At 45.5% G+C, this 25,868-nt stretch carries 24 protein-coding genes and 1 riboswitch; of the genes, 9 read left to right on the top strand and 15 right to left on the bottom strand.

The features are described 5' to 3' along the window. The first annotated feature begins 138 nt into the window (after positions 1 to 138). Positions 139 to 675 (top strand): NADPH-dependent FMN reductase, encoded by a 537-nt coding sequence (locus tag FS373_RS12580; RefSeq protein ID WP_152829575.1) that lies wholly within the window; start codon positions 139 to 141, stop codon positions 673 to 675. Positions 676 to 729: 54 nt separating this feature from the next. Here the strand turns inward: FS373_RS12580 and FS373_RS12575 are convergent, their stop codons facing one another. The 9 genes from FS373_RS12575 to FS373_RS12535 form a co-directional block, all read right to left on the bottom strand. After that, complete coding sequence (locus FS373_RS12575; protein WP_152829574.1) at positions 730 to 1,104, bottom strand: cupin domain-containing protein; 375 nt, start codon at positions 1,102 to 1,104, stop codon at positions 730 to 732. A 111-nt stretch (positions 1,105 to 1,215) separates the two neighbouring features. Next, positions 1,216 to 2,826 carry an autoinducer-2 kinase gene (gene lsrK / locus FS373_RS12570; RefSeq protein ID WP_152829573.1) on the bottom strand — a complete coding sequence of 537 codons (1,611 nt, stop codon included), beginning with the start codon at positions 2,824 to 2,826 and terminating at the stop codon, positions 1,216 to 1,218. A 102-nt stretch (positions 2,827 to 2,928) separates the two neighbouring features. Next, a complete protein-coding gene (locus FS373_RS12565) occupies positions 2,929 to 4,680 on the bottom strand; it encodes a bifunctional aldolase/short-chain dehydrogenase (protein WP_152829572.1) in 1,752 nt (583 codons plus the stop codon). 110 nt (positions 4,681 to 4,790) lie between these two features. Then, complete coding sequence (locus FS373_RS12560; RefSeq protein ID WP_152829571.1) at positions 4,791 to 6,596, bottom strand: GGDEF domain-containing protein; 1,806 nt, start codon at positions 6,594 to 6,596, stop codon at positions 4,791 to 4,793. Between the two features lie 26 nt (positions 6,597 to 6,622). Continuing rightward, on the bottom strand, positions 6,623 to 6,883 hold the full coding sequence (locus FS373_RS12555; protein WP_152829570.1) for a hypothetical protein: 261 nt from the start codon (positions 6,881 to 6,883) through the stop codon (positions 6,623 to 6,625). A 166-nt stretch (positions 6,884 to 7,049) separates the two neighbouring features. Next, positions 7,050 to 7,319 (bottom strand): hypothetical protein, encoded by a 270-nt coding sequence (locus tag FS373_RS12550; protein ID WP_152829569.1) that lies wholly within the window; start codon positions 7,317 to 7,319, stop codon positions 7,050 to 7,052. A 141-nt stretch (positions 7,320 to 7,460) separates the two neighbouring features. Further along, complete coding sequence (locus FS373_RS12545) at positions 7,461 to 8,267, bottom strand: SAM-dependent methyltransferase (protein ID WP_152829568.1); 807 nt, start codon at positions 8,265 to 8,267, stop codon at positions 7,461 to 7,463. 177 nt (positions 8,268 to 8,444) lie between these two features. Then, complete coding sequence (locus tag FS373_RS12540; protein ID WP_152829567.1) at positions 8,445 to 8,963, bottom strand: GNAT family N-acetyltransferase; 519 nt, start codon at positions 8,961 to 8,963, stop codon at positions 8,445 to 8,447. A gap of 75 nt (positions 8,964 to 9,038) precedes the next feature. After that, positions 9,039 to 10,955, bottom strand: coding sequence for a hypothetical protein (locus FS373_RS12535; RefSeq protein ID WP_152829566.1), 1,917 nt, complete (start codon positions 10,953 to 10,955; stop codon positions 9,039 to 9,041). Between the two features lie 279 nt (positions 10,956 to 11,234). Here FS373_RS12535 and FS373_RS12530 point away from each other — a divergent pair, with 279 nt between their 5' ends. Further along, a complete protein-coding gene (locus FS373_RS12530; RefSeq protein ID WP_152829565.1) occupies positions 11,235 to 12,608 on the top strand; it encodes a metal-dependent hydrolase family protein in 1,374 nt (457 codons plus the stop codon). A 139-nt stretch (positions 12,609 to 12,747) separates the two neighbouring features. Here the strand turns inward: FS373_RS12530 and azu are convergent, their stop codons facing one another. Then, the gene (gene azu / locus FS373_RS12525; protein ID WP_416221763.1) at positions 12,748 to 13,164 is read right to left on the bottom strand and encodes an azurin; all 417 of its coding nucleotides are present in this window, start codon (positions 13,162 to 13,164) and stop codon (positions 12,748 to 12,750) included. A gap of 613 nt (positions 13,165 to 13,777) precedes the next feature. Between azu and FS373_RS12520 the strand changes: the two genes are divergently transcribed. Beyond that, positions 13,778 to 14,125 carry a DUF805 domain-containing protein gene (locus FS373_RS12520; RefSeq protein WP_144047794.1) on the top strand — a complete coding sequence of 116 codons (348 nt, stop codon included), beginning with the start codon at positions 13,778 to 13,780 and terminating at the stop codon, positions 14,123 to 14,125. 223 nt (positions 14,126 to 14,348) lie between these two features. On the opposite strand, the gene FS373_RS12515 is transcribed toward FS373_RS12520, so the two are convergent. Both FS373_RS12515 and FS373_RS12510 read right to left on the bottom strand, forming a co-directional pair. Continuing rightward, positions 14,349 to 15,617 (bottom strand): M56 family metallopeptidase, encoded by a 1,269-nt coding sequence (locus FS373_RS12515; protein ID WP_152829563.1) that lies wholly within the window; start codon positions 15,615 to 15,617, stop codon positions 14,349 to 14,351. After that, the gene (locus FS373_RS12510) at positions 15,610 to 16,065 is read right to left on the bottom strand and encodes a BlaI/MecI/CopY family transcriptional regulator (protein WP_144047792.1); all 456 of its coding nucleotides are present in this window, start codon (positions 16,063 to 16,065) and stop codon (positions 15,610 to 15,612) included. Before FS373_RS12510 ends, FS373_RS12515 begins: the two co-directional genes overlap by 8 nt. Before the next feature lie 458 nt (positions 16,066 to 16,523). Beyond that, positions 16,524 to 16,742, top strand: a riboswitch (cobalamin riboswitch). 111 nt (positions 16,743 to 16,853) lie between these two features. Here FS373_RS12510 and FS373_RS12505 point away from each other — a divergent pair. Then, positions 16,854 to 18,866 carry a TonB-dependent receptor gene (locus FS373_RS12505; protein WP_152829562.1) on the top strand — a complete coding sequence of 671 codons (2,013 nt, stop codon included), beginning with the start codon at positions 16,854 to 16,856 and terminating at the stop codon, positions 18,864 to 18,866. Between the two features lie 204 nt (positions 18,867 to 19,070). Here the strand turns inward: FS373_RS12505 and plsY are convergent, their stop codons facing one another. Continuing rightward, positions 19,071 to 19,685 carry a glycerol-3-phosphate 1-O-acyltransferase PlsY gene (gene plsY, locus FS373_RS12500; protein ID WP_144047790.1) on the bottom strand — a complete coding sequence of 205 codons (615 nt, stop codon included), beginning with the start codon at positions 19,683 to 19,685 and terminating at the stop codon, positions 19,071 to 19,073. Positions 19,686 to 19,968: 283 nt separating this feature from the next. Here plsY and folB point away from each other — a divergent pair, with 283 nt between their 5' ends. The 5 genes from folB (at position 19,969) to FS373_RS12475 (ending at position 23,833) form a co-directional block, all read left to right on the top strand. Continuing rightward, positions 19,969 to 20,322 carry a dihydroneopterin aldolase gene (gene folB / locus FS373_RS12495; protein WP_144047789.1) on the top strand — a complete coding sequence of 118 codons (354 nt, stop codon included), beginning with the start codon at positions 19,969 to 19,971 and terminating at the stop codon, positions 20,320 to 20,322. Further along, positions 20,323 to 20,853, top strand: coding sequence for a 2-amino-4-hydroxy-6-hydroxymethyldihydropteridine diphosphokinase (gene folK, locus FS373_RS12490; protein WP_144047788.1), 531 nt, complete (start codon positions 20,323 to 20,325; stop codon positions 20,851 to 20,853). Positions 20,854 to 20,924: 71 nt separating this feature from the next. Next, on the top strand, positions 20,925 to 21,725 hold the full coding sequence (locus FS373_RS12485; RefSeq protein ID WP_144047787.1) for an undecaprenyl-diphosphate phosphatase: 801 nt from the start codon (positions 20,925 to 20,927) through the stop codon (positions 21,723 to 21,725). Between the two features lie 62 nt (positions 21,726 to 21,787). Continuing rightward, complete coding sequence (locus tag FS373_RS12480; RefSeq protein ID WP_144047786.1) at positions 21,788 to 22,726, top strand: putative RNA methyltransferase; 939 nt, start codon at positions 21,788 to 21,790, stop codon at positions 22,724 to 22,726. A 204-nt stretch (positions 22,727 to 22,930) separates the two neighbouring features. Next, entirely contained in the window at positions 22,931 to 23,833 is a 903-nt protein-coding gene (locus FS373_RS12475) for a L,D-transpeptidase family protein (RefSeq protein WP_144047785.1), read from the top strand. Between the two features lie 280 nt (positions 23,834 to 24,113). On the opposite strand, the gene FS373_RS12470 is transcribed toward FS373_RS12475, so the two are convergent. Both FS373_RS12470 and FS373_RS12465 read right to left on the bottom strand, forming a co-directional pair. Further along, on the bottom strand, positions 24,114 to 24,380 hold the full coding sequence (locus tag FS373_RS12470; protein WP_112352032.1) for an Lpp/OprI family alanine-zipper lipoprotein: 267 nt from the start codon (positions 24,378 to 24,380) through the stop codon (positions 24,114 to 24,116). 220 nt (positions 24,381 to 24,600) lie between these two features. Continuing rightward, positions 24,601 to 25,842 (bottom strand): multifunctional CCA addition/repair protein, encoded by a 1,242-nt coding sequence (locus FS373_RS12465; RefSeq protein WP_144047784.1) that lies wholly within the window; start codon positions 25,840 to 25,842, stop codon positions 24,601 to 24,603. Between the last annotated feature and the right edge of the window lie 26 nt (positions 25,843 to 25,868).

Below are 25,868 nucleotides of genomic sequence, written 5' to 3'. Positions count from 1 at the left end.
TCGGCTTGTGAAGAAAGTCAGCCCTGAGCGGTTCTAAAAACAGCCTTAAGCGGTTTTACTAAATCAAGACAGCCTTGAGCGGCTCTAAAAAGCAGCTCTGAGCGTTTTTACTAAATTAAAAGTTGAAGAGGAATTATTATGAAAATATTAGCATTCGCAGCCAGCAACAGCTCTAAATCCATCAACAAGCAACTCGCTACTTACGCCGCCTCACTAGTGGAAGGTGCTGACGTTGAGATACTCGATATCAATGATTATGAGATGCCTATTTTTAGCCAAGACAGGGAAGAGGAACTAGGTCAGCCTGAGCTGGCGCAGAAGTTCTTTGCCAAACTTGGCGAAGCCGATGGCATCATCATCTCATTTGCCGAGCATAACGGCTCATACACCGCAGCTTATAAGAACCTGTTCGATTGGACGTCACGTATAGATATGAAGGTGTTTCAGAATAAGCCAATGGTATTGCTAGCGACTTCTCCCGGACCTGGTGGCGCTAAATCCGTATTAGCAGCAGCCGCAGGTTCTGCACCCTATTTTTCTGCCGATGTGAAGGCGAGTCTTTCTATCCCTAGCTTCTTCGATAATTTCGACATGGAAAAGGGCGAGCTTAAAAATGATGAGCTCAAGCAGGCGCTAAAAGAAGCAGTATTTAAGTTACATCAAGCGAGTGCCTAGTTCTTAGTTCCTAGAAACAAGGCCCTAGAACTTAGGGCCTTTTTTATTCTTCTTTCACTCTTCCTTTAAGAAGGGCTGGCCTGGTTGCCAGTCGATGTAGACGCTGTCTTTCTCGGCGCTATAGGGCGCTTTGACGAAGACAGATCTAAAGTCTTTATCACTCTCATTTCTGAATAGATGAGACTCACCGGGCTCACAGCGCAGATAGTCGCCTTGTTTGATCAGCACACGTTCACCATCCACATAAACGGCACATTCACCCTCGAGTACAAAGAATGATTCTTCCTGAGTCTTATGCTTATGGCAAGGATGAGCTTCACCTGGAGTTATCACCACAATGCCGAAGTGAACTCTCGGGCCATTGGTCAGGTATTTAGGCCCATACTCGCCGAAGCGATAGTCATGCTCTGATTCATTGGTTAAGTACATAGCGGTTCCTAATGTTGTTAGTTCTTGGCTACGAGCCCGTATGTAGGAGCTGCTTTAGCTGCGATGTTTTGTTTGTTTCATCTCTCCCGGCTAAAGCCAGTCCTACAAGTTTTATAATCCCGGTGCTTGCCACATTGAGTTTGTCAGGCCTTTATCGACCAGTTTTAATTGCTGTTCATACACCTGAATCCACTTCTCTTTTAACGCTTGATACTTCACATAGTTGTCCATGTTGGGCTGGTATTCTTTTTCCCAGATTACAATCGAGTCGGCGGCCTGTTTGATGCTGGTGTAGATGCCCACACCGACCCCCGCAGCCATGGCACAGCCCAGAGATGTGGCCTCTTTTACTTTAGGTATTTTGACTTTCTTGCCGGTGACATCGGCGAGGATCTGCGGCCATAGAAAGCCTTTACTGGCACCGCCTGCAAACACTATCACCTGTTCTGCTTCGCTTGGCTTGCTAACAGCGGCTGAGCCTGCTGTATAGGTATTGGGTTTACTAAACGCTTGGATATTTTCGAGGTTAATAGCCGAGACAATGCAGGCATTCTCCTGCAAGCTACGAAATAGACAAGCGGGGTTGCTTTTGCCTGCATCCAGTGACAAATTGATAAACGAAGGGGCGGCGTGATACCAGTGATCGTAATGCATTGCATCGGAGAATATCGGCAAGATATCATAGCTGCCCACAGGCACTTGCTGGGCCAGCTCTTCCATATAGGCATAGACATTTATGCCACGCTCTTGAGCTAGTTGTTTCTCTAAATGACAGAAGGCATCCACAAACCAGTGCATCACTAGGCCGCTAAAAAACGTGATCCCCTCGGCTTGAGAGAGTCCGGTGATCACATGGGGATTGACCCTAATGGACATATCTTCTGGTGGCGGCATCTTGGCGTCTATGTTCACCACCTGCTGCCAGAAACTGCCGCCCAGCACCGCTATATCGCCTAGGTTGACGACTCCGAGACCGGCAGCGCCAAGCTGGACATCCCCGCCCCCCATCACCACAGCTGTGCCTGTATTCAGGCCTGATTCACTGGCGGCTTGTGCGGTGACTTCACCTATCTTGGTGCCAGTCTCAACCACCGGGGGAAATATCTCGGGGTTAAGGCCGACTTCCTTGGCCATCTCTGGCACCCAGTTACGTGTGGCCAGGGAGAATATCCCGGTTGTGCCCGCATTGGATGGGTCGGTTGCGATTACGCCGCTTAGTTTTGCTAAGACCCAGTCGCTGAGCATGGCAACCGAATGGACTTGGTCATACAGCTCGGGATGATGTTCCTTTAGCCATAGCAAACGGGGTAGGGCGCCGAGGGCGAAGGTTTGCCCGGACTGTTGATAATCACGGTATTCGATATCCGGTGAGGATTCTTTCAGTGCCATCACTTGCTTAGAGGCTCTGGCATCGACATTGGCGACGGCCCAAATCTCCTGGCCATCTTTATCAAATACCACTATGCCTTCACGCATACTCGTCGCGGAAATGGCGATGATCTGCTGGGAGGAGATATTGGCGTTTTGGATGGCTTGCTTGATACAGCGACACAGCAATGGCCAGTCATTATCGAAATCGAAGCCCATGGAGTTATCCACCCCTGGTTCGGCTAAGTGCTGCCACTCCTCTTGCCCCACGGAAATTTGGCGTCCATGCAAATCAAACAGCACGGCACGGCCGCTGCCCGTTCCCGCATCTATGGCTAACAGATAGTTTTCCATGTTCATTTCCTTATGCTGCGTTTGAACTTTTATGTAGGAGCTGCTTTAGCTGCGAATCCTGGTTTGTTCCATCCCTCCCGGCTAAAGCCAGTCCTACAAGGGTTAAACCGTCACGCCCTCTTCGTGGGGCACATATTCATTCGACAACATCATGGTTATCGCGCTGAGCAGGTTGAATACGCCGGCTTGCAGGTGCTCGCCATTGGTTTTTTGTACTAATATTTTTGAGCCATTCAGTGAGGCTAACGTCGGGCTTGCGGAGCAGTTCAGGTATAGCACCTTGATGATGTTATTGCTCATGACAGGTAGGGAACCTTGGTTAACGCACAATACCCTTGGGCTAATGCCATGCTCTAAAAAGGCTTCACAGGCTTTGAGTAACATTAGGTTAGATGGGTCATCCCCAAGGCAGATAACTATGTCTAAGCCGCCAAAATCTATGATGGCGGTTTCGGCCGCTTCCTGGCACTTATCTAAGGTATCAAATTCAAGGTGTTCACCAAGCTCTACTATGTTAGCGCCCAGCGCTTCCATATGGGCCACAACCGCTTGACCAACTTGTGTGGCGGCGGTGGTTACCATGGCAACTTTGCCCAACAAAGGTTTGTCATTTGAGCTCGCGCCTTTTTTCAGCTTGGCCTGTTCAAGCTCCCAGTATTCCACTGCGAAGATATCTGCCGGGCTAAGAGCCTGATAACCACCAAGGGCTTCGGCGGTTAATATCGCATCGAAGGTATGGCTGGTGATATCTTCGACGACCAAGGCCTGGTTGACTGTCTTGCCGAAAGAAATGGCGGCTTTACCCTGCCAGATAGCATAGTTAGGTGCGTAGTTAAGCATGGTTTGACCGCTCTGATAGCGGTCAAAATATTCAATATAGTCTTGGGCATAATCGCTGAGGTCGGCTTCGAAATCGTCATGTAAAATAGCGGGAATACGTTTAGTGCGAATGACATGGTCCGGCGTAAGCGGACCGCGGCTGGCGATGCTTTTAAGTTCTGGGTGTGAGGCAATATGACATGAGCCTTTGCTGCTATTTAGCAGAGCCAGATGCGCTGCGCCTTTTTGCGCCGACACTAACTTGCGGATCTTGGCGAGCTCAACCAGATCAATATTGATGTTCTCATCAGGATACTCAAGGCTCTTTTCATCCGCATCTTCCCGCTCTTCGGCATTGATGCACAGATTCGCTTCGATAAAATTTTCAGCTTCCGTCACCAGTTTAATGGTGGTCTCGTAAGCCGTCTTGGCATCGTCGCTAAAGGTAAACAGGCCGTGGTTTATTAGCACTAACCCTTCTATCGACTGCCAGTCGATGTCCTGAGTCATCTCATAAACCAGTTTAGCCAGCGCAAAGCCTGGCATCACATAGGGGATCACTAAGACCCGCTTGCCATACAACTGCTCTATAAAGGCTTCACCGCTTGAAGTGTTAGTCAGAGTCACTACTGCGTCGGTGTGGGTATGGTCCACAAAGGCGAAAGGGATAATGGCGTGCAGTATGGCTTCAACCGAGGGATTAGGCGCATTGGGATCTATCATGGCGGCGCGCTGATACTTAACCATGTCGCTGTCGGTCAGCTCGGAAAGCTGCGCCATCTTCAATAACACGTCCATCTTTACCGGAGCGAAACCCGCCGCTTCTATGGTCTCTAAATCCCAGCCGCTGCCTTTTACAAAGAGGATTTCCTCGGTCTCACCGAATAGGTTTTCGATTTGAGTCTTTACTGAGGTGTTGCCGCCGCCGTGTAGCACTAATGATGGCTCTTGGCCTAACAGACGTGAGGTATAGACTCTCAATTCGAGAGGGGTAACGAATTGACTGGCTGTTTGGGCATGCCACAAGCTTTGCATAGAAATTCCTTTTATTTTTAGGGAAGTTTCCAGAACCTAGAATCTAGAGACTACACGCTAAATAACTAGTTTAAAACTTAGCACTTATAGCTTGAAACTTCTCTAAGTCTTTAGCTCCCCGTGAACAAAGGCAGGTCAGCTTGAGCGCCGTCTGAATTAGCAGCTGTATTTTCGTCAGAGTCAGCATCTTTGTCTGGCACCGAATAAACTGTGATCCGGTTACGGCCATTATGTTTCGATTCATACATAGCTTCGTCGGCATCGGCGATGAGCTTCTCTAATGCATGTCCCGAACGTAGGGTATCGGTCACGCCAAAGCTGGCGCTAATAGTAAAGTCGAATCCTGAATCTGCTGAATCGATTCGCTCGATTACTTTGCGATATTCTTCGGCAAGCTTAGTCGCGGTCAGTAGATCGCAACTTGGTAGTACCACACAAAACTCTTCACCGCCGAGACGGGCAAAGATATCATTTTTACGTCCTTGGGCCTGACATACCTCGGCGACCCTCTTCAATACCCAATCACCACAGGCATGACCATAGCTATCGTTAATATTCTTGAACTTATCTAAATCAAACAGAATGCAGCTCAGGTACATATCGGTATTGGCACAGTACTTAAGGGCGCTCTGTGCGACTTGTGTAAAGTGACCTCGGTTTAAAATACCTGTTAGCGCATCATATTCGGCCAACTGTTTCAGGCGTTTCTGTGTCATCCAGGACTTATAGGCCCAGAACACCAGCAAGGTGATAATCGCAATCAACATGGCGATAAACAGTCGGTTGTTTTCCGCTTTGATCGCAGATAGCTTCTGCTCAATGGTTAGCAAGTTGTTCTGTTTGTCTAACAGTTCAATCCGGCTCTTATGTTCTGTGGTCTGATGCTCAGCAAGCTGGAAGGCTAAGTGCTTAGTTTTGATATCATCCAGATAAGCCCGGTCGGCTTCGGCAAATTTCTTATGATACTCAAGCGCCAGCTTATGATCGCCACGGGATTCGGCGATCTGGTAGAGAATCTTGTAGGCTTTTACTGTTGGTTCATTCCCACCAATTTTTTGTGACTTATTGACTGTTTTAATGGCGTAACTTTCAGATTCTAGGATGTTTTTTTCACCTAGCAATGCTTCTGATAGTAGAGAGTAGAACTTTGCCGAGAGCGGTGCGTAATTTATTATTTCTACAGTGGATATTTTTGAATTGAAAAGCTCTACAACCTCTTTATATTTAGATTGTTCAAGGAGTAAATTTGCAACGTGAGTGTAAATGATTGCAGTCATCAGTTTTTCATTGCTTTTTTCACATAAATTGATGCCTTCTTGAATATCTGAGCTAGTTTCATCTAGAAGGCCGAGTTTCAATTTACTCTCGATTGCTAGCTGTTTTGCCAGACAAGCATTTCGGCCTTCACTAACTAAGTCATCAAGCTTATTGGCGTACCGTAAGCCAAGTTCATATTGACCAAGTTGATTGTAGAATAGTGCAGCGACAAGGTGCGCATGTTGTCTATGCTCTGATGATTCAATGCCATTAATCTGCTCAAAGCTTTTCGATAGGTGTGCTAGTCCTTCAGTCCAATTTTTAGCGATTGCATAGATATTAACTATTGATAGGTTTGCCCTGAATTTTAAGAGGTTACTACTTTTTGATTTCAAAATTCCTTTATGAAGAATAAGTGCTTTTTTGAAATCACCAGTAAATGATGCTTTATAAGCAAGTAAATAGTTAAAGTAATCATTTTGATTTGAGCTCAGTAATTTTTGATTATTTTGTATCAGTTTGACTAGTCGATTAAATTCGTTTGGGTTGCTGCTTCTGTGTTCATCAGCCTTTGAAAGCAACTCACTCAAGTCACCATCATCCGCAGAGCAAGGCACGATGATAGTGACTAGAAATAAAGCGAATATAAGTTTATACATTATGTATAATTCTTAACGAAATCAATTTAGCTGTCAGTATTTTTAGGTTCTTCATTAGTACCGGGCTCTTCTTTATGTGGAGGTTCTTCATCCTCTGCAGGAATCATCGCGCAAACAATTTCAGGGTCAACTCTCAGTAGCTCTTCAAGTGAACTTTTGTCCTTGTTTAAAAGAGCAGTTTTTAAATCATGATTAAGCTCTGATTCTGTAATTATATTTTTGAAGTCATTAGACTGCAATTCTGAATCTTGTCCCATACGCTCTAGCAGTTGAATAATGTTCGACATCTTCTGTTTCCTCAAAGTTATGCTTTTTTGTTGTTTTTAAATAATTTTTAGTTTCAAGCTACAAGCTCTTATGTAGGAGCCGCTTTAGCCGCGATGACTTGTTCGTTCCATCTCTCCCGGCTAAAGGCGGTCCTACAATTCAGTGCCCTTTAAATGCTCAAGGCTGTTAAGCTACTATGCTTAATGGGCTGCTTTCGATACCTGTGCTGTCTTCGTCTTCTTCATCATGGGCAACCATGATGCAGACCACGTCCGGACACACATCCAACTGCTTCTCTAACGAGATCGCATATTTATTGATTAAGCTCTGCTTGAGTTCGTTGCTCAATTCTGACTCTCTAATGACCTGCTCAAATTCGGCGGGAGTCTGTAAGCTGGCATCCTGTCCCATACGCGCTAGCAGCTGAATGATGTTTGACGTTTTTGCTTCTTTCATAAGAGTGTTTCTTGTTGTTTTGATTAAAGTCCATTTAATGGAAGTTTTAAGTTTTAAGTTTTAAGTTTTAAGTAAAAGCGGAGTTTGTACTGCTTTTGATCTTTCTCTACTTACCACTTATAACTTAGTGCTCAGGGCTATTTACAGCTCCCTTTCAGCTTCTAACTCAATCTCTTTCTCTATCTCTGCCAATCTATTCAATACGGCTTGGTTGGGCTGCATCTTCTGGCTTGGTGGAATGACTAAGGTTGTATGCATGTAGATGTCGGCATCGGCCAGTTCTGCGAGTGTGAGTGTTTGCTTACGGATAGTGTCTATGGGCAGTACTGCTGCTTCATATAAGATCACTTGATGCTCTAGGGGATACTCAGTTGAAAGAATCTCTATCAATACCTGTCTGTGAGCCGCGCCGGTGGCAAACTTGGCCATACTCTTATCGCCTGCCAGGCCTATTTGCCATAGCACTAAGTAACAGGAAGGATCGAAGCGGCGCTTATAAAACATAAATTGGCTGGCTTCAAATTGCTGACAACCGAATTTTCCGGGATCGATAGCCAGATCGGCGATCAAACAATCTTCTGCCGAAATGCCTGGGACCATGACGGCATCGAAGCCTTCATCCTTGGCTAGCTCTATGGATTTGTGTGGTGCGTGGGCGAAAACCCCTGGATGACCATAAAATGCACCTACCACTTTCTTGCCTGCGCGAACTTCGGTTAAGATGGCGTCGACCATTTCACGGTAGGTGATATGACGTGACTTACCTTCTTTGTAATACACTTGAAGGGAGCGAACATCGCTGTGCATCTCTTGCAGCCATAGTTCGACTATACCGTTGGATACACCGGAGAAGACCACATCGGCTTGCTCGATATAGCTCTTAGCGAGCGGGCAGATATGTGCCCCTAATGTCATCCCTATACCTACACAAGCTAAACTACCTGGCATCTTGAGTCCTTTCTTTTATTTTTATTGGACATTGTCTGGCTTATTTATGAACTTAAGAAAAAGTAAATTGAGTTTTAAATGGGCCCGAGCGATTATTCACGAAGATAACAGTTATTGAATTGTTTTGGAATTGTAAATGGTTGGTAATCTCTTTATTTATCAATCTACTCGGCTTTCCTAAGAGATTTCTGACTTCAGAATTTTTTCTGTTAAATAGCATGAACTGCTGTCAGTAGCGTTATTTTCTTCTGGAATAAACCCCATTTTCTTAGTTACACGTTCAGTTGCATAGTTTTTATTAGAATAATTAGCATAAACACGTAGGTAGTTCAGGTTTGAAAATCCATAGGCTAAAAGCCCGGTTACGGCCTCTTCAGGGATCTGTTTACCGTGTGATATCCGCAGTAGCATAATGCCCACATCAGCATAAAGTGGACTTTGCTTTTGCTGCATTAGGCCTTGAATACCAAGCGCTTCACCAGTCTGCTTATTGCAAATAACCCAAGTGATAAATGGTGACTGTTCTACTCGATTTTTTCTCAAAGCAATATGAAAGCTCTTTTCGGCGTTTTCATACGTCATAGCCTTGCCGATACGTCTCATCATTTTTTCATCTGAATAGATCTGGCAATATAGGGACTTATCTTGTTCATCGAGAAGTCGCATTGATAAGCGCTCAGTTTCAAACTTGTGCATTTTTATTCCCTTTCTTTTTTGTTCTTCTATCTTGTTCGTAACTCGTAACTCGTAACTCGTAACTCGCAACAGCTTCTATTTGCGCTTGGCAAAGCGGATCACGCCAGTCTCATGGGCGGAGCGGTCGAAGATGAGGTAATAATCATTCATCAGCGGCAAACCTAACAGAGATTGGTTGGGCCAACCGGGGAGCTGCGAGAGGATCTTAAAGCAGGCCTTGCCTTCGCTTGGGGTGTTTATCTGCCAGTAGTGCTCGGGCTTGATGGTAATGTGGACCTTTAATAATGAGCCGCCGCAGGCGCTTTTCTCTAAACTGGAGCCGCTCAGGGCTGTTTCATCTGAGCCGCCGGAGGCGCTCTCTTTACTCGTGCCGCTCAGGGCTGACTCTTTCGAAGAGGCTGTTACATCTGTGTGGTGCGCTTCGCCGAGGAAGCTGAGGGTGAGTGTGGGCCATTCGCTGAGGGTGATTTGGCTTTGGTCTATGCCCTGATATTGATGGGCTATCTCTTTAAATGGCGCGATTAACTCGGCAAACTTGGGGTTGATAGCGGTGAAGCTTTCGATCATGGCCTTGTAGAGATATTTGGTAAACACGATACCCGATACGCCCGTATCGACAATGGCGTTGCTGCGGCCACGCGTCTCCTTGCTTAGACCGATGGCGGCGAGGAGCGCAAGCTCTTTATTACGCCCAGGGCTGTGCTCATTGTTTCCGCTGTCTGCGCCTTCAGCTAGCTCAGGGCTATCTTCATTTAAAGAACGCTCAAGGCTGTTCTCTTGTTCCTGTTCAAGCTGGTCGGTGAGTTGGCTGTCTATCTCGGGTTGGTCGCCAACCTGGATGGAGATGAGGTTTACGTTGTAATACTTGTCTTCTACTACTGAGATGGTTTGAAACTCACCTTCGTATAACTCGGTGTGTTCTTCGCCTCCTCCTAAGATTAACCAACCTTGATTGAGTGGGTCTTGGGCCAGCTGCTTGAACTTGTTTTTGTGCCCTGTTTTATCCTTCTGATTGTCACTGTTAGCACTCGTTTTATCTTCAAAAGCAGAGCTGGCGACATGAATACTGGAGCGGCGACTATAGAAGGCAAATTTGTTAGCGGTGAGTCCATGCTGAGTTAGATTGGTAAAGTAGGGCACGACATCTTGGGTCGGCTGCTGCTTGAGGAACTTCTTGAACTTACGTAGATCCTGGCTGGTAAAGTGCTCTTTACAAGAACCGCTCAGGGTTTCATTATTAGAGGTGCTCAAGGCTGATTCTTTACACGTGCCGCTCAGGGCTGTTTCATCAGAACCGCTCAGGGCTGTTTGGACATTTGGTTGATAGTCGGTTTCGCAGATGCTTATTTCATCATCGAAGGGCCAAGGGTAGGTGAGGGCGGGGGTGATATTGTATTGCTCAAAATAGCCCTTGAGGTCGTAACTCTTGTTCAGTTGATGGTAAGCCAATCCTAGAATACCGTCGGCATCGAGGAAGGTGCCTTCCTGTGCGATCGAGGAGACGATGGCTATTGGACACTTGTCGAGCACGATAGGCTGGTTTGATGAGGTTAGTGATTCTAGTTGATAGCCATTACTTAAATCGTAGTCTATGGCATCTTCACGAATACCCACTAGGGTATGTATGACAGGGCCGTCCCAACCGCCAGCGCCATAGAGTACCTCTTGAGCAAAGCTGGTGGCGATCAGGGCAGAATCATCTTCCTCCACATAGTCACTGCTACTGACCACTAAGGTGCTGCTGCCAGTATCGAGAATGAGGTTCACGGGCTCTTTATTCGCGCCGATGCGTAGCTGAGCACAGTAGCCCCCCATGGCGTATACATTAGTTATCGGCACTTTGAGGGTACGCGGCTGAACCGGTTCTTGCTTGGTTTGAGTGCCTTGATCGATTTTAGCGTCTTGTTCGATTTCAGCATTAGCTATTGAATTTGATGTGTCGGCTTTTGGGTTTGTGGAATCGACTGTCTCTGTAGATGAACTGGCGCTCATTGGGCTTCCTTGCTTCTTGTTATTATTATTTTTTGAGGTGAGTTCAGGCTCGACTCTCATTATCTTTATAGCATAAGTCGCTAATTGGCAATGGTTTTCTATGCCAACATGATGGTTAAAACCAATAAATCTTCGCAGCTAAAGCAGCTCCTACATAAAATCTGGATGCTCATTCGTTTTATCCGCTGGTAGTTAGCGATAATTTTTGGCAGTTTAATCACACTAAAAAAATTAATTATTCTAATACAGCGAAAGCGATTCATATTCAGGGAGAGAACGATGACGAATAAAAACAACATCAAGCCGACGGCTAACACAGTAAAAACAGCTAAAAGTGTCAGTTTCATTCAGGCGCTATTTCGGACCACAGGGCTTGCTATCGCTACTGCATCGTCTTTGGTGACTACTCCATTATTAGCCGCATCTTTTACGGTGATCCATGCGGGGGAGTTACTTAGTATCCCTGGTAAAAAACCGTTAACCGAGCAGACATTAGTGATTGATGAGGGCGGCAATATAAGTCAGGTGAAGAGCGGTTATCTGGACCCTAAGTCTTTTGGTACTGACGTTGATTACATCGATCTTAAAAACCGCTTCGTGATGCCAGGCTTGATGGATATGCATGTGCATCTTCAAGGTGAGCTTGGGCCTAAGAATGATACTGAAAATTTGCGTATGTCTGATGCCGATGTGGCGATACGCAGTGCTTACTTTGCCAAGTTAACGCTTTTGGCAGGTTTTACCACAGTGCGGGATTTAGGCGCTAAACCAGAGCAAATTTACGCTCTGCGTGATGGCATCGCTAAAGGTTGGGTGGATGGTCCGCGTATTATCGCATCGGGCGGGGTATCGGTTACCGGTGGTCATGGTGATGTAGACGGCATGAGCCCGGATTTACTGGATAAGTTCACCTCTAAGACCATTTGTGATGGTCCCTATGATTGCCGCAGGGCGACTCGCCGGGCGATTAAGTTTGGTGCCGATGTGATTAAAATCACCTCTACCGGCGGCGTGTTGTCGGATACTAATACGGGCACGGGTCAGCAGATGGCCGACGATGAGCTGAAAGAGATTGTCGATACCGCTCATGGACTGGGCCGTAAGGTCGCCAGTCACGCTCATGCTACCGAAGGGATTAACGCGGCACTACGTGCCGGAGTCGACAGTATCGAACATGGCAGTTACGCCGATAAAGAAAGCATCAAGCTATTAAAGAAAAATGGTGCCTATCTAGTGCCGACCTTACTTGCTGGCTATACCGTAGTGCAGATGGCCAAAACCTCTGACTTTATGTCTGATGCGATTAAGGCTAAAGCCAGACGTGTCGGCGTGGATATGACAGATAACTTCAAGGCCGTGTATAAAGCCGGGGTTAAGATAGCCTATGGTACCGACAGCGGTGTGTCTCAACATGGTACTAATGCCCGTGAAGCAGTATTAATGCATCAGGCGGGTATGAGTAATGCAGATATTTTAAAATCAGCCACGGTCAACGGCGCGGACTTGATTGGAATGTCAGACAAGTTAGGCACATTGGAAGTGGGTAACTACGCCGATATTATCGCGACAGATACTAGCCCGCTGAAAGAGATTGAAGCCTTATTAGATGTGGGTTTTGTGATGAAAGGCGGCAAGGTTTATAAGAATCAGTAAGAACCTTCAGCGGTTTGTTGAAATGAGCTTTTGGAGTTAATAACAGAGATTGCAGGCAGTTAATAAGAAGAGTCGTAAGCTGTAAGTGATAAGTAAAAGCGGAGGGCTAATACAGACTTACAGCTTACAGACTTACAGCTTAAGCTTTGATAATAAAGCTGCCCTGCATGATTGCCCAGTGGCCTGGGAATGAGCAGAAGAATTTGTAGGCTTCAGAAGCACTCATGCCTTCGGTGCTGAAGGTGATGCTGCTTGAACTACCGCCGCCAACTACATCTGTATGAGCGATAACACGAGTGTCGCCGTCTTTAACATAGTTTTTATCTACGCCAGCACCCATGCCGTCGTTGGCTACCGCTTGCATATCTGCAGCCTTGGTTAGCACCCAGTTGTGGCCCATGGCAGCTTTTGGTAACTGACCTGAATGAGTCAGTGTCAGTGTGACCTCTTTACAGCTTGCCGGAACGCTTAGCTCTTTAGTGTCGAATTGCATCGCGTCGTTAGCGCTGATGGTTAATTCACATTCATTGGCATGGGCCATAGCACTAGACGACATACCGAATAGTGCACTGAAACCGAGTAAACCCACTGCGCTTATCGTCTTAAGACGATGTATTGAGATTTTCATTTGAAATCCTTTTTGATTATTAGTGTATTTAACACCGGGCTATCTTAATGAAAATTAATGTTAATGAGAATTGTTATTGGTTTTGTATTATGGGTCATTAGTGACATCACAGTCATGTTTTTTAATCTGAATAAGGCTAATTTCATATATATTAATGACTTGTATGGTTATTTTGTGAGAGGATTAGTTTTAGGAATTTACAATTGCATGGAGGAAATATGAAACGAATTACTCTTCAATCACCACTAAACTCCCTTTTATCACTGTTTTCCCGTAGCTAAATATTCGGCAGTTCCCTCGTGAATTTCAGCGTATCGGTCGTTGATAGTTCACACATAAGTATGTTGAGCAACGACTCGTCGATAGAGTGGATGCTGATTATTTACACGTTTCATAAAGAGCTGGAAGAACATAGAAAACAGATAGCAGACGAATAGAGGGTAAATTTGTGCTTGGTGGCATCTTTTTAATAAAAAATGTCTTATGGTTGTTAGTGTTTTAAACACTAAATGTAAAGATGGATTCAAATACAAGGAAAGATATGGAATATTTTATTGGTGCATTAAAGAAATATGCAGACTTTACAGGTCGAGATCGTCGTAAATCATTTTGGATGTATATGCTGTTTTATTTCATTTTCTATGCCATCGCGGCGGTTATAGATGTCACGTTAGGCACTATGATATTTTCAACTGTGTTGGCATTAGGTTTGTTGATACCGACGATAGCCATATCAACTCGTCGCCTACATGATACCGGACGTTCTGGCTGGTGGCAGCTCATCGGTTTAATACCACTTATTGGTGCTATCGTTTTGTTGGTCTTCTATGTGCAAGACAGCATAGGCGAAAATGAATACGGTGCGAATCCAAAGGCTGTAGAAGCTTAAAAAATTGTTAATGCATGGGGGCTTAGGCCTCCTTGTTCAACTTATCGCTTCTCGCTCAAGGCTATTTACCTCTTATAACTTACGCTTTAAAACTTCTCCTTTCTCGTCGGTTTTCTCCAGATACAGAAAAAGAGCTGCGCGGCCCCTTTCCAAAATCTTACCCATCAGCCTAAGCAGAATGGCCTCGAGTAAGTTGATTTGTTGCTCTTAATAACGGCTCTTATTAATTTGCGGTGACTTTAATACGCTCAACATTTGCTGCTGGTTCATCGATAACAAAATCCAGCTGAACTTTAGAACCTTTAGCCCCTTTCTTAGACTTTTTATATACCCACTGTTTTAAGGCTTTTACTGCCGACTTGTCGAATACACCTTTGGGAGATGACTTAATCACTTTAACGTTAGACACCATGCCTGACTTGCTGATATCGAACTTGAGCTGAACATAACCATTTTGATTCGCTTCAGCAGCTTCTTTTGGGTATTTAGGCTCGACACGGGTCAGTGGATGAATACTATGTGCTTGGCTCTTAGCTAGCTTGGTCGATTCTTTCGACGAGGTTTGATGATCCCCTGCCTGAACTTGTTGATTGAGTATCAAGCTTGCTAATCCTAAGCCTAGTGTCATTGCTATTATGGTTAAAGTGCTCTTTCCATGTTGTTTTTTCATTTGCATGATCCTTTCCTTTAAGATGTTTTTATTTCCATAGTGGGTATGCAGCATGCCCATTTGAGCGTGCTGAGAGTAAGCCAATAACGCATGGCTATAGGCAATTTTTTCATCGGTATTCATCAATGAGGTGATTTGAGCATCACAGGCGAGTTCTTGATCGTCACGAAAACGGCGGTAGGCTAGCCAGCAAAGCGGATTGAACCAGAAGATGGCGAGCAGACCATAGGCCAGTAGGTTAATGATGATGTCTCCGCGTTCATGGTGAAACAGTTCGTGTTCCAATACGGCTTTTTGCTGCTTTACTGTCAGTTTATGAAAGTCTGATGGCACTATGATCGTCGGCTTAATCACGCCTGTTAACATGGGAGAAGTGATCTCTGGACTCTGTAATATGGGTAAAGCGTCGGTCAACATCAGCGCGTTGATGTTAAGTTCGCCGCTCTGGGGGTGAGCATAAGGTGTACTCTTGCTCAACAATTTATTTAAATAGCGTTGTTGCAGTAGTAACAGTGCCGTCATCACGGCAATACCAGACAACCATAAACCTGCGACTAAAGGGGCCGGGATTAGGCTTTCACTGTTTTTAACGGCGAGTGACGCCAGCACTCTGTAATGCTCAAAACTTGCTAGCTTAGATTCTGCCAGCAAGTTAGGCAGAAATTGCAGTACCACAGAGCCTAATAACATTAGTGGGATAGCCAGCCATAAACTGTACATGTGGTGAGCCCCTAGCTGTTTAAGCAGTGGCTTATGAAAAAGTAGGATGAAGGCGCAGACTAAGCTTATGAGTATGCTTTGTTGTGTGAGCCAGTTAATCATGATTAGGCTCCTTTGTTTTAGTATCGGTTGTTTGACAGTCGCTGCTTAACTCACCCTTGTTCAAGCTGTCTTTTTTCGAGTCCTCTTCTTGCCAGTTGTCGATCAGCGTTTTCAATTCTGCAACATCTTCTGCGCTGAGTTTATTTTCTTTGGCAAAGCCCGCAACTAGGGGGGCGATACGACCCGAGAACATTCTCTCTACGAAAGACTGACTCTCTTTAATTTGATATTCACTTTGATTGATTAGGGGCGAGTAGAGATAGCCTCGGCCCTTTTTTTGAAACCCGATCGCCTGTTTTTTTACTAAGCGGTTTAATAGGGTTTTGACTGTTTTTTCGTGCCATTCATTAGAATCTGCCAATTTTTTCACCACTTCATTTGAGCTTATCGGTGACGACTCCCATAGGATATTGAGTACGGCAAGTTCTGAATTACTGATCTCTTTCATCGGCTGATCCCATTGTCAAAGTGTGTACTGATTACTTTCTGTTGAATGCATGTTATGGATTACAGCTGTAATCGACAAGTTTAAGATTACACTTGTAATCCAATTTGGCAAGTCATTTTGTTTGATAATTGATATAAATGTTGTGAATTTGTTTTATGTGGGTGTTAGTTAGATTTCTTTTGATTGCCAATCAGACGCTTGCATTCTTTTTGAACAAATCGTTTTATTAAAAATTTGCCGGAGTAACAGCCAAAGAGAATAAAATTAGACTTTTAGGTAAGCAGAATGTCATTCAAAAGTTAGACATTTATACGTATAGACGTCTATAATGCGGCGGTTCGTCACTCGGTGCTAAACAGGGTACTAATACTTGGTACAAAACTGAGTGCGTTCTTGGAACGAATTAACAATGTTTTAGTCAATCTTTTGTGGTGCCTAAACCTATTTAACGTGTTGAAACATAGCGGATTGCTATGAATTTCGACAATTAAGGTGAAGGATAATCGGGAAGTCAGTGAGAATCTGACACTGCCCCCGCAACGGTAAAAGGTAAGAGTCAGGTGCGCTTATTTGTGAAGAAATGGCAGCGTAAAAAGCCTGAACTCGCGCAGTGTTGCTTTTTAAAGTGTCATCGCAGAGCCTAAGTCCGGAGACCGGCCCATTAGATGATTTTGAGATTTCGGCGGGCAGATCTCAAGATGCGGCTTTCGGTCAACAGCATAAAGCTGAACGGCCTAATTATGTCGTGACATCTTTGCCCCGTTTTCCTTTTAGGAGTTAAAGGTAAAATGGGTACACTCTCATATAAAAAGTCATATAATGAGCCAAACAAACTTTCAACAATAGCCATTCTAATCAGTAGTGTATTGACTCTGTCTGTTGTCTCATCGAGCGCTATGGCGGCCGAAGCTGCTAATACTGGTGAAAGCCAGGCAAACAGTGTCGATGAAGTGATCACTGTGATTGGCCGTAGCGAAAACACCCCTCTGAATATCGCGGCCAACGTGAATATTATCGATTCTGCTCAGATAGAGATGAGCGGCGCGACCACGCTAACCGAAGTGTTACGTGGTCAGAGCGGCATTCAAATTTCAGATTCAAACTCAGGCGCGGTTTTTTCGATGCGTGGCTTCTCTGCTGGCCAAGCTGCGAACAATACACTGATCTTAGTCGATGGTCGCCGTCTTAATAATATCGATATTGCGGCGCCTAGCATCAATGCGATCCCACTCAATCAAATTGAGCGCGTCGAGATCTTATCTGGCAGCGCTGGTGTGCTTTACGGCGATCAGGCGGTTGGTGGTGTGATTAACATCATTACTAGGGCTCCGACGGGAACAGGTGGAAGTATTCAGCTGTCTGGCGGCAGTTTCAACACGTATGAAGGCAAGGCCGATGTGTCTGGTGCGATTAACGATACCTGGCGCTACTATGCGGCTGCGAGTTATAACCAAGGTGATAACTATCGTGATCATAACGCCAATAAGACATCATCTGTTTTAGGTCGCCTGCAATATCAAACTGAATCGGATAACTTTTTCATCGAGACCAGTTACTACGATAACGATCGTGAAATGGCGGGATCATTAACTCTGGATCAGATTGAAGACGATCCGACTCAAGCAAATCCATCCAATCCAGATGACTATCAACATGAGATGACAACGGCTATCCGCAGTGGTTACCAACATCAATTAAACGATGCCTGGTCTCTGGGCGCCGATATCAACTATACCGACAGTAAAGTTAAGAGTATTAGCTGGGGAAAGCCTGGCACCAACAAGCGCTCATTTCTTGAATTTACGCCTAAAGCTGTTGCTCATATTGCCACCGAAAAGGGCGACTTGAGTATCGTCACCGGTATCGATTTGAGTCGAGGTGAGTCAGAATTTAGCCGTGGTCGTAGTAACGTTCAAAAGGTTGCCAGTGCCTATGTTCAAGCCAGTGTTCCATTAACCACTAGTCTTAGCTATGTCGTGGGTGGCCGTTACTCTGAAGCGAAGGATGATCTTGTTGATGGTTCTGTGTACCCAGAAGGAATAGAATTAGATCAAGATGCCCATGCCTTCGAGTTAGGTCTGAATTATCGTCCAACCTCGTCTCATAGATTCTATCTACGCGCCGATGATAACTTCCGTTTCGCTAAGGTCGATGAGCAAGCTTATACCTCTCCTGGCGTGATAGGTCTTAACCCGCAGACGGGCCGTTCATACGAAGCGGGTTGGGACTGGACACCTAAGTCGCACACATTACGTTTGAGTGCTTATCGCTTAGATCTTGAAGATGAGATCGTATTTGACTCGAGTGCTGAGACCCCTATTGGTGGTGGTTTTCCTGGTGCTAACGTCAACGCCGATGCGTCACGGCGTTACGGTGTGAGTGCCGATTGGGATTGGCAGCTGACCGATAAGGTACAATTGGGCGCCGAGTATAACTATATCGACGCTGAATTTACCGAAGGTCTCAATGAAGGTAAGCAACTTTCCTGGGTTGCAGAGCACACGGGTCGTGGTTACTTCAGTATCGATGCCAATCAAAACTGGCAGGTATTTACCGAAGTGGTTTATACCGGTGAGCGTTTTATGGAAGGCGATAATAGTAATGCTGGTGATAAGTTAGATGCATACTGGCTGACTAACCTGGCGGTTAACTACACCAAGGATGCTTGGCTTGCCAGCTTTCGCGTCGATAACTTGTTCGATGAACAGTATGTCAGCTCAGGTTATTACAGCAGCTGGGGCAACGGTTATTATGCCGGTACAGGCCGCGCACTACGCCTAACTGGGAGTTATAGATTCTAAAGTTGGTGTTCGTTTCTAGGAGCGACTTCCTAGTATCAAAGCTCTAGCATCAAGAGTCTGAAATAATCAGCAACGGACCATTGTGCGTTGCTGATTACTTGCCCCTCATTCTTCGTATTGGACTGGCCCTGAACTCTAGACTCGGGGAAGTCCAAGACTTTAAACCCCGAGTCCACTTTATCGGGGTCATATCGAACTTAGGCTTTATTCCTTCGACTTATCTCTTTTCTTTCGGGACACCTTAGATTCTTCACCTTTTAATAGTCTGCGAATATTGTCTTTGTGTCTGATGACTATCAATGCCGAGAGCATAGAAACCGGGATGATAAACCTGTCATCCAGATACCAAGTATAGGCGGGGGCGAGCAAGGCTGTGATAATCGCGGCGAGTGAGGAGTATCGGCTGATTAATACCATGACAATCCAGGTGCCTATCAGAGAGAGTGCTAAGTCATGACCAATGGGAGCCATAGCGCCGAATGCCGTCGCGACTCCTTTTCCACCTTTAAATTTAAAGAAGATAGGGAAAATATGGCCAACACAGGCGGCAATAGCAATCAGGCCTAGAGAGACCGGTTCGACCCCTATGCGGAAGGCGAGATAGGCGGGCAGGGCACCTTTTAACATGTCAAAGAATAACACCATAGCCGCGGAGCTGGCCCCACCTATGCGCAGGACATTGGTCGCCCCAGGATTGCCTGAGCCTTGTGTTCTTGGGTCGGGAAGCCCACGCATTTGACAAACGAGCACGGCGCTGGAAATTGAGCCAGCCAAGTAGGCGGTCAATATCATTACCAGAGTGAGTACTGTTATGGTCAAATTGGTTTCCTTATCCGTCTTAAGGTATCATCGCGCCACAATATTTATCAGTGCTAAGCCATAATCACAACTTTCTATTTTATCTGCTTTGCCTGAGAGGTAAAATCCTTTTACAGGGCCTTATCCTACTTGGGATTTGTACCGTTAGAAAGAGGCATTTAGCAAATTAATAGATAAGATTGGCATTATATCTTTTTTATCCGTTAACGCTTATCAGACCTCTTAGGCCGAGCGGCTTAATGCGCCCTCATCGATGAGGAGCGAGTCTGGTTTTGGAGAGAGCATGGACAGAGTATTAATACGACAGTTAAAAATAGAAACTGTTATCGGGATCTATGAGTGGGAAAAGAAGATTCATCAGAACTTGTTGATCGATCTGGATATGGCTTGGGATAACAAGCCCGCCGCGGATACCGATGATTATCAGTATGCCTTGTGTTATGAAACGGTATCGAAGCGATTAACGGCCTTGATAACCGAAAAGCCAATTGAACTCATCGAAACAGTAGCCGAGATGATCGCGACCTGTTTAATGGATGAATTTGATGTGCCTTGGGTAAAAGTGACTGTGATGAAACCTGGAGCCGTGCCAAGTGTTGCAGCTGTCGGTGTCGAGATTGAGCGAGGTTATTGTTAGATGTTATCTCGTGTTTATATCAGCCTGGGCAGTAATATTGAGCCTGAGCGCTACCTTAAGTCAGGGTTAAGTGACCTAAGCTATCACTTTGGCAAACTCTTACTCTCCTCGGTGTATGAAAGTGAAGCGGTTGGCTTTAAAGGCTGTAACTTTTTAAATATGGTCGTTGGCGTCGATACTGATTTGAGTATAGGTGAACTAGTATCGCTGTTTAAGAAGATCGAGCAAGACAATGGCCGTCTGGTGGGGGCTAAAAAGTTTGCCCCCAGAACATTGGATCTGGATCTTCTGCTCTATGGCGACAAGGTCACGCTCGATCCTGTTGAACTGCCAAGGGCTGAAATCTTAACCAATGCCTTCGTTCTCTGGCCTATGGCTGAGCTTGCCCCTGATTTGACCCATCCTTCGGTGAATATTAGTTATCAAACCTTGTGGGATGAATACGATAAAAATCAGCAAAGACTTTGGCCTATCCCATTTGTCTGGGCTCCGGCTTTGGCGGATGAAGCCTCAACTCTTAATTCACTCTAAGTACAAATCTTGGCTCTCACCTAAGTACACATTTAAGTACTAAGTGTAGATTCATTTAACAGGAAACATGCATGGACACATTTCAGGTCATAGTATTAGCCTTAATTCAGGGCTTGACCGAATTTTTACCTATCTCAAGCTCGGCCCACCTTATCTTACCTGCACAACTTCTTGGCTGGGAAGATCAAGGTTTGTCCTTCGATGTCGCCGTCAATACGGGGTCATTGTGCGCCGTAATCATCTATTTCAGGCGTGAGTTGTGGTCCATGTTTATTGCCTGGGGCGGCAGCATGTTCAAGGGTAAGCACAATGATGAGAGTAAGCTGGCCTGGTGGATCATACTCGCGACCATACCGGCGGTCATAGTCGGCTTCGCCGCTAAAGATTTTATTTCCACTCATTTGCGAAATATCGAGGTGGTGGCGACGACCACTATCGTATTTGGACTCCTGCTGTGGTGGGCCGATAGAATGACCAACAAGGGGCTGACTGAGTTTCAAGTGGGTTGGAAGAAGGCGTTGATAATAGGTGTGGCTCAGGCCATGGCGCTGATCCCTGGCACATCCCGCTCCGGTGCGACTATTACGGCGGCTTTGATGCTGGGTCTTGGGCGTGAGGCCGCGGCGCGATTTTCATTCCTGATGTCGGTACCTATCAGTTTAGGGGCGGCAATTCTGGTGACTAAAGATCTGATATCCAGTGGTGAGGCGATAGATTATCAGGCCTTAACTCTGGGCATTATCGTTTCTTTCCTCGCCGCTTATGCCTGTATTCATGTATTTTTAAAGCTGGTCAGCCGAATTGGAATGACCCCCTTTGTCGTCTATCGTCTGGCGCTGGGCGCACTCTTGTGCGTATTTATATTCGCCTAATTATTACAAGCTGTGACTTGCTGGGCTACAGGAACTCACATCTTCATTGTTAAAGAGACATTATGAAAAGTATTTATCTATGCCCTGTGTGTAATCAGCCGCTGCTGATCCATCTGGAATCCCAAGGTTTACACTGTAGCAATAAGCATCATTTCGATAAAAGTGATAAAGGATACTGGATATTTAGCCTGGCTAAAAAGCCTAAGCTAGACTCTAGGCAGGTGATGCGGGGTAAGCGTTTCTTACTCGAGTCCGGTGTATTCTCTCCTCTCGTCGAGACGATAACAGAGATGCTTAAACCTGAACTCGTGCATATGGCGTCTGAAGGGGAAATTCAGCATCTGGATTATGATTGTGGCGAAGGCTACTACCTCAGGGCGATAAAGTCGGCCCTCTGTGAGTCCTTGCAGCAAGCCAGATTAACTCTAGTGCAGCATGGGATCAATGAAGCCGAGAATGCACTCTTTTCGGCGGCGAAGATCGACGCCGAGTCTGACTCTCATACTGCTACTGGCTCTGATCCTGCCAGTGACTCGGGTAAGGATTTAAATAGTGACTCTAGTAGTGATACTGAACCAGAAGAAAAAAGTACCTTGATTGTTAGTAGCCTAAGAGCACTTCCTTTCGCAGATGCTAGCTTCGATTTAGTGACGTTAGTTGATAAGCAACTCAAGGGAAAAGAACCGCTACGGGTCCTCAAACAAGCTGGTTATCTATTGCAGGTCTCTCCTGCCCCAAGGCACCTATGGCAGTTGAAGGGGTATATCTACCCAGATATGAAAGAGAAGGCGGTGCAATCGGGTCAAGTAAGTGGGCTTGAATTATTAGAGACTCAGAGAGTAACATTCAAGCTAGATGCTGACGGTGAGCAAGCCTTGACGTTACTGGAAATGACGCCTTATGCGTGGCGGGCCAATGATAAAGTGCGTAAGAAGATCGCCTTAGGTAACTTCGAAGGATTAGAGATCGATTTTATTGTTAGCCTGTCGAAGAAAATATAACGTTAGCGCCGCAAATTAACCTCGGTTGAATGGTTTTGTTTTATCCCAGTTTTGTTACCGATAGGGCTAGGATTTAGTGGCAGTAGAGGTTAATATTTAAGCTGGATGTTAGTGTTTGAGTTATCTGCTGGTCCTTATATTGATGGGTGTTAGCAGTCGTCACATTCGATTTGATAGTAGAGACAAAAGGAAATAGAGATACCTATGATGAGAATATTGCTGTTGTTCATCTTAAGTGTAATTCCAGGCATTAGTATGGCCAACGTGTATGACCTGCCAGAAAAGGGCAGTCGTCTCATCGGTGAGCTTCAGGAGCATGTGGTACAGAAGGGGGATTTTTTCCAGACGATTTCCAAACAGTACAACGTCGGCATTCTGGAGCTGATGGAGTCAAATCCAGGCGTGGACCCATTTTTACCTACACCGGGTACTAAGCTCATCATCCCAACTCAGATGTTGTTACCGGATGTACCAAGAAAAGGTATCGTGCTCAACCTACCGGAATTGAGACTCTACTACTTTCCTAAAAATGGTAAACAAGTCCACGTATTTCCTGTTGGGATAGGTCGCATAGGTCGTGAAACTCCTGAGATGGTCACTAAGATTAAGGCCAGAATTCCTAATCCAAGTTGGACGCCTCCGGCCAGTATTCGTAAGGACCATCTGGAACGCGGCGAAGTTCTACCAGCCATAGTACAAGCTGGGCCGGATAACCCATTGGGTAATTATGCCATGCAGCTGTCTTATGGTGATGGCAGTTACCTGATCCACGGGACAAACAAAGATTTTGGTATCGGCATGCGCGTCAGCTCAGGTTGCGTGCGTCTCAACCCAGATGATATCGAGTGGCTATTTAATCAGACCAAGTATGGCGATCCTGTCCGGGTGATTAATCAGACAGTCAAGATTTCTACCGAGCCCGATGGTCGCCATATCATAGAAGTACATTCTGCCCTGTCTAAATCTGAGTTAGATATGCAACAAGAGAAAGTCGTGACTATGAACGCTAACATCGTCAAGTTCATCAGCCAGGACGATATAGACAGTTTCAAGGCTAACGATGCGTTACTGACTCAGAATGGTTTACCTGTGAATATAACGCTCTAGAGAAGGCACTAGGAGCTAGTGACTAGGAAAGCGAATTAGCTAGAACATGAGCAGAACCGTGTGAAGAGGGCGTCCCCAGTGGGCGTTTTTTTGTGGGCGGAAATTGTAGAAGCTTGAAGAATGAAATGTTTGAGTTCTAAGTTAAGAGTGACTGGAATGCACTTTATCTTACTGATTTCAGTTTAATGGTGCTTACAGCTATTTGAACTTGTTTGGGGGAGATTTAGTTTGGAAGGGGAGAACATATCGGCAACACATATGTGTTGCCGATACAGACAAATTACTTCTTGTAAGAAGAAGCAACGTTGTCGATGCGATCGTTAGCGCGCTTAGCTTCAGCTTGTGCATCCATAGCAGCCGCTTTTGCATCTTTAACGTCTGCAGAAAGAGCACCTTGCTCAGACTTCAGAGAGCTAACTTCAGAAGACAGTTGATCAACCTTGTTACCTAGGTTAGAAATGCTTTCTTCTAGAGCAGTAGTGTTTGCACAGCCACCTAGTAGGGCAGTCATTGCTACACCAGCAATCATCAGTACTTTTTTGTTCATTGGGAAATCCCTTTAAATAGGTTTGATAGATATGGAACAGCCGTAACATACAACTGCAACCAGTAGATTATGTCATAGCTGATGTATATTGCTACGATTTTTCACCCTAAGGCCTGAATACCTTAACTAATTTACTGCTAAATGCAAGTTGAGCGCCTAAATAGTGAGCGCTTCGTGTCGCATTTTAACAATTTAGAGACAAAGTCGTCTTCACTAAAGGCTATTGTGCAGCATTTTTATTAAAGTTATTTTTCACTTCTGAGACAATTTCGATACGCTTTATTTGTAATTGCTGTTTTATCTCTGCCCCTTTAAAACCAGCGTCAATAATAGGTTTTACCGCAACAGAATTCGCAGTTTCGAAGGCGTGCTTAAAGTAGCTGGCTTGGGGGTAAGCTTCATTTTCTAACCCGAGTCTCCCCTTAGCATCAGCTTCACAGGCTAGGGCTATCTGCTCGAGACGTTGAGGTTTACGCCACAGATCGGCCTTATCGAAGAGTTTAATCAGTGTCTCGGGGCGTAACTGGTCAATATTGTGAATATTTTGATGAAGGTCGCTGACTAGCAGTGCTAAATCCCGGTAGTCGTTGGGGGCCTTTATTCGCGCGCATAGAGCCTTGATTGGCGCTAAGCCTTTCTGTCCGTGGCCATGGTGCTTAGGTAAGTGTTCCTTGGGGCTCAGAGCTTTACCTAAATCATGCACCAGGGCGGCAAATCGCACTGAATTATCTTTCGTGAGCTTAGCGGCTTGCTCGAGCACCATGAGGGTATGTATGCCTGTATCTATCTCAGGGTGCCACTTTGCAGGTTGAGGCACACCGAACAGGGCATGTATCTCGGGAAAGAGGATCTTAAGAGCGCCACATTGCTCGAGTACATGGATAAATATATGTGGATTGTCAGTACTCAGGGCCTTGTCTAGTTCCTGAAATACTCTTTCTGCGGTTAGGGCTTCTAATTCACCGCTTTGACTTATGTTGGCCATCATAGTGAGGGTTTCATCGGCAATGACGAAACCTTGGGCATGAAATCTTGCGGCGAACCTGGCGACTCTGAGTACTCTTAAAGGATCTTCGATGAAGGCATCGGAGACATGTCTTAGTACCTTGTTGTTTAGGTCGTCTACACCGCCATAGGGATCATAGAGTTTACCATCATCATCTTGGGCTATAGCATTGACGGTGAGATCCCGTCGGAGTAGATCTTGCTCTAGGGTCACATCTGGGCTGGCGTGACAGGTGAAGCCTCCGTAGCCTGAGCCCGTTTTTCTCTCAGTTCTGGCTAAGGCGTATTCTTGCTGAGTCTCCGGGTGTAAAAACACCGGAAAATCCTTGCCTACACGATGAAAGCCTTTGGCTAACATCTGCTCTTGTGTTGCACCTACTACCAGATAATCTCTATCTTTGACCGGTAGCTTGAGTAAGCTATCGCGGACAGCGCCGCCAACGAGGTAAATTTTCACAATTTAAATCACAGTTTTCATGTATG

The organism is Shewanella sp. YLB-07 (assembly GCF_009377275.1).
The sequence above is the reverse complement of the archived record's forward strand: the minus strand, read 5'-3'. Positions and strand labels throughout refer to the sequence as shown.

Excerpts from the sequence above, each read along its gene's own strand:
- FS373_RS12580 (WP_152829575.1), top strand. The coding sequence starts at position 139 with ATGAAAATATTAGCATTCGCAGCCAGCAACAGCTCTAAATCCATCAAC.
- FS373_RS12575 (WP_152829574.1), bottom strand. The coding sequence starts at position 1,104 with ATGTACTTAACCAATGAATCAGAGCATGACTATCGCTTCGGCGAGTAT.
- lsrK (WP_152829573.1), bottom strand. The coding sequence starts at position 2,826 with ATGGAAAACTATCTGTTAGCCATAGATGCGGGAACGGGCAGCGGCCGT.
- FS373_RS12565 (WP_152829572.1), bottom strand. The coding sequence starts at position 4,680 with ATGCAAAGCTTGTGGCATGCCCAAACAGCCAGTCAATTCGTTACCCCT.
- FS373_RS12560 (WP_152829571.1), bottom strand. The coding sequence starts at position 6,596 with ATGTATAAACTTATATTCGCTTTATTTCTAGTCACTATCATCGTGCCT.
- FS373_RS12555 (WP_152829570.1), bottom strand. The coding sequence starts at position 6,883 with ATGTCGAACATTATTCAACTGCTAGAGCGTATGGGACAAGATTCAGAA.
- FS373_RS12550 (WP_152829569.1), bottom strand. The coding sequence starts at position 7,319 with ATGAAAGAAGCAAAAACGTCAAACATCATTCAGCTGCTAGCGCGTATG.
- FS373_RS12545 (WP_152829568.1), bottom strand. The coding sequence starts at position 8,267 with ATGCCAGGTAGTTTAGCTTGTGTAGGTATAGGGATGACATTAGGGGCA.
- FS373_RS12540 (WP_152829567.1), bottom strand. The coding sequence starts at position 8,963 with ATGCACAAGTTTGAAACTGAGCGCTTATCAATGCGACTTCTCGATGAA.
- FS373_RS12535 (WP_152829566.1), bottom strand. The coding sequence starts at position 10,955 with ATGAGCGCCAGTTCATCTACAGAGACAGTCGATTCCACAAACCCAAAA.
- FS373_RS12530 (WP_152829565.1), top strand. The coding sequence starts at position 11,235 with ATGACGAATAAAAACAACATCAAGCCGACGGCTAACACAGTAAAAACA.
- azu (WP_416221763.1), bottom strand. The coding sequence starts at position 13,164 with ATGTCGTCTAGTGCTATGGCCCATGCCAATGAATGTGAATTAACCATC.
- FS373_RS12520 (WP_144047794.1), top strand. The coding sequence starts at position 13,778 with ATGGAATATTTTATTGGTGCATTAAAGAAATATGCAGACTTTACAGGT.
- FS373_RS12515 (WP_152829563.1), bottom strand. The coding sequence starts at position 15,617 with ATGATTAACTGGCTCACACAACAAAGCATACTCATAAGCTTAGTCTGC.
- FS373_RS12510 (WP_144047792.1), bottom strand. The coding sequence starts at position 16,065 with ATGAAAGAGATCAGTAATTCAGAACTTGCCGTACTCAATATCCTATGG.
- FS373_RS12505 (WP_152829562.1), top strand. The coding sequence starts at position 16,854 with ATGGGTACACTCTCATATAAAAAGTCATATAATGAGCCAAACAAACTT.
- folB (WP_144047789.1), top strand. The coding sequence starts at position 19,969 with ATGGACAGAGTATTAATACGACAGTTAAAAATAGAAACTGTTATCGGG.
- folK (WP_144047788.1), top strand. The coding sequence starts at position 20,323 with ATGTTATCTCGTGTTTATATCAGCCTGGGCAGTAATATTGAGCCTGAG.
- FS373_RS12485 (WP_144047787.1), top strand. The coding sequence starts at position 20,925 with ATGGACACATTTCAGGTCATAGTATTAGCCTTAATTCAGGGCTTGACC.
- FS373_RS12480 (WP_144047786.1), top strand. The coding sequence starts at position 21,788 with ATGAAAAGTATTTATCTATGCCCTGTGTGTAATCAGCCGCTGCTGATC.
- FS373_RS12475 (WP_144047785.1), top strand. The coding sequence starts at position 22,931 with ATGATGAGAATATTGCTGTTGTTCATCTTAAGTGTAATTCCAGGCATT.
- FS373_RS12470 (WP_112352032.1), bottom strand. The coding sequence starts at position 24,380 with ATGAACAAAAAAGTACTGATGATTGCTGGTGTAGCAATGACTGCCCTA.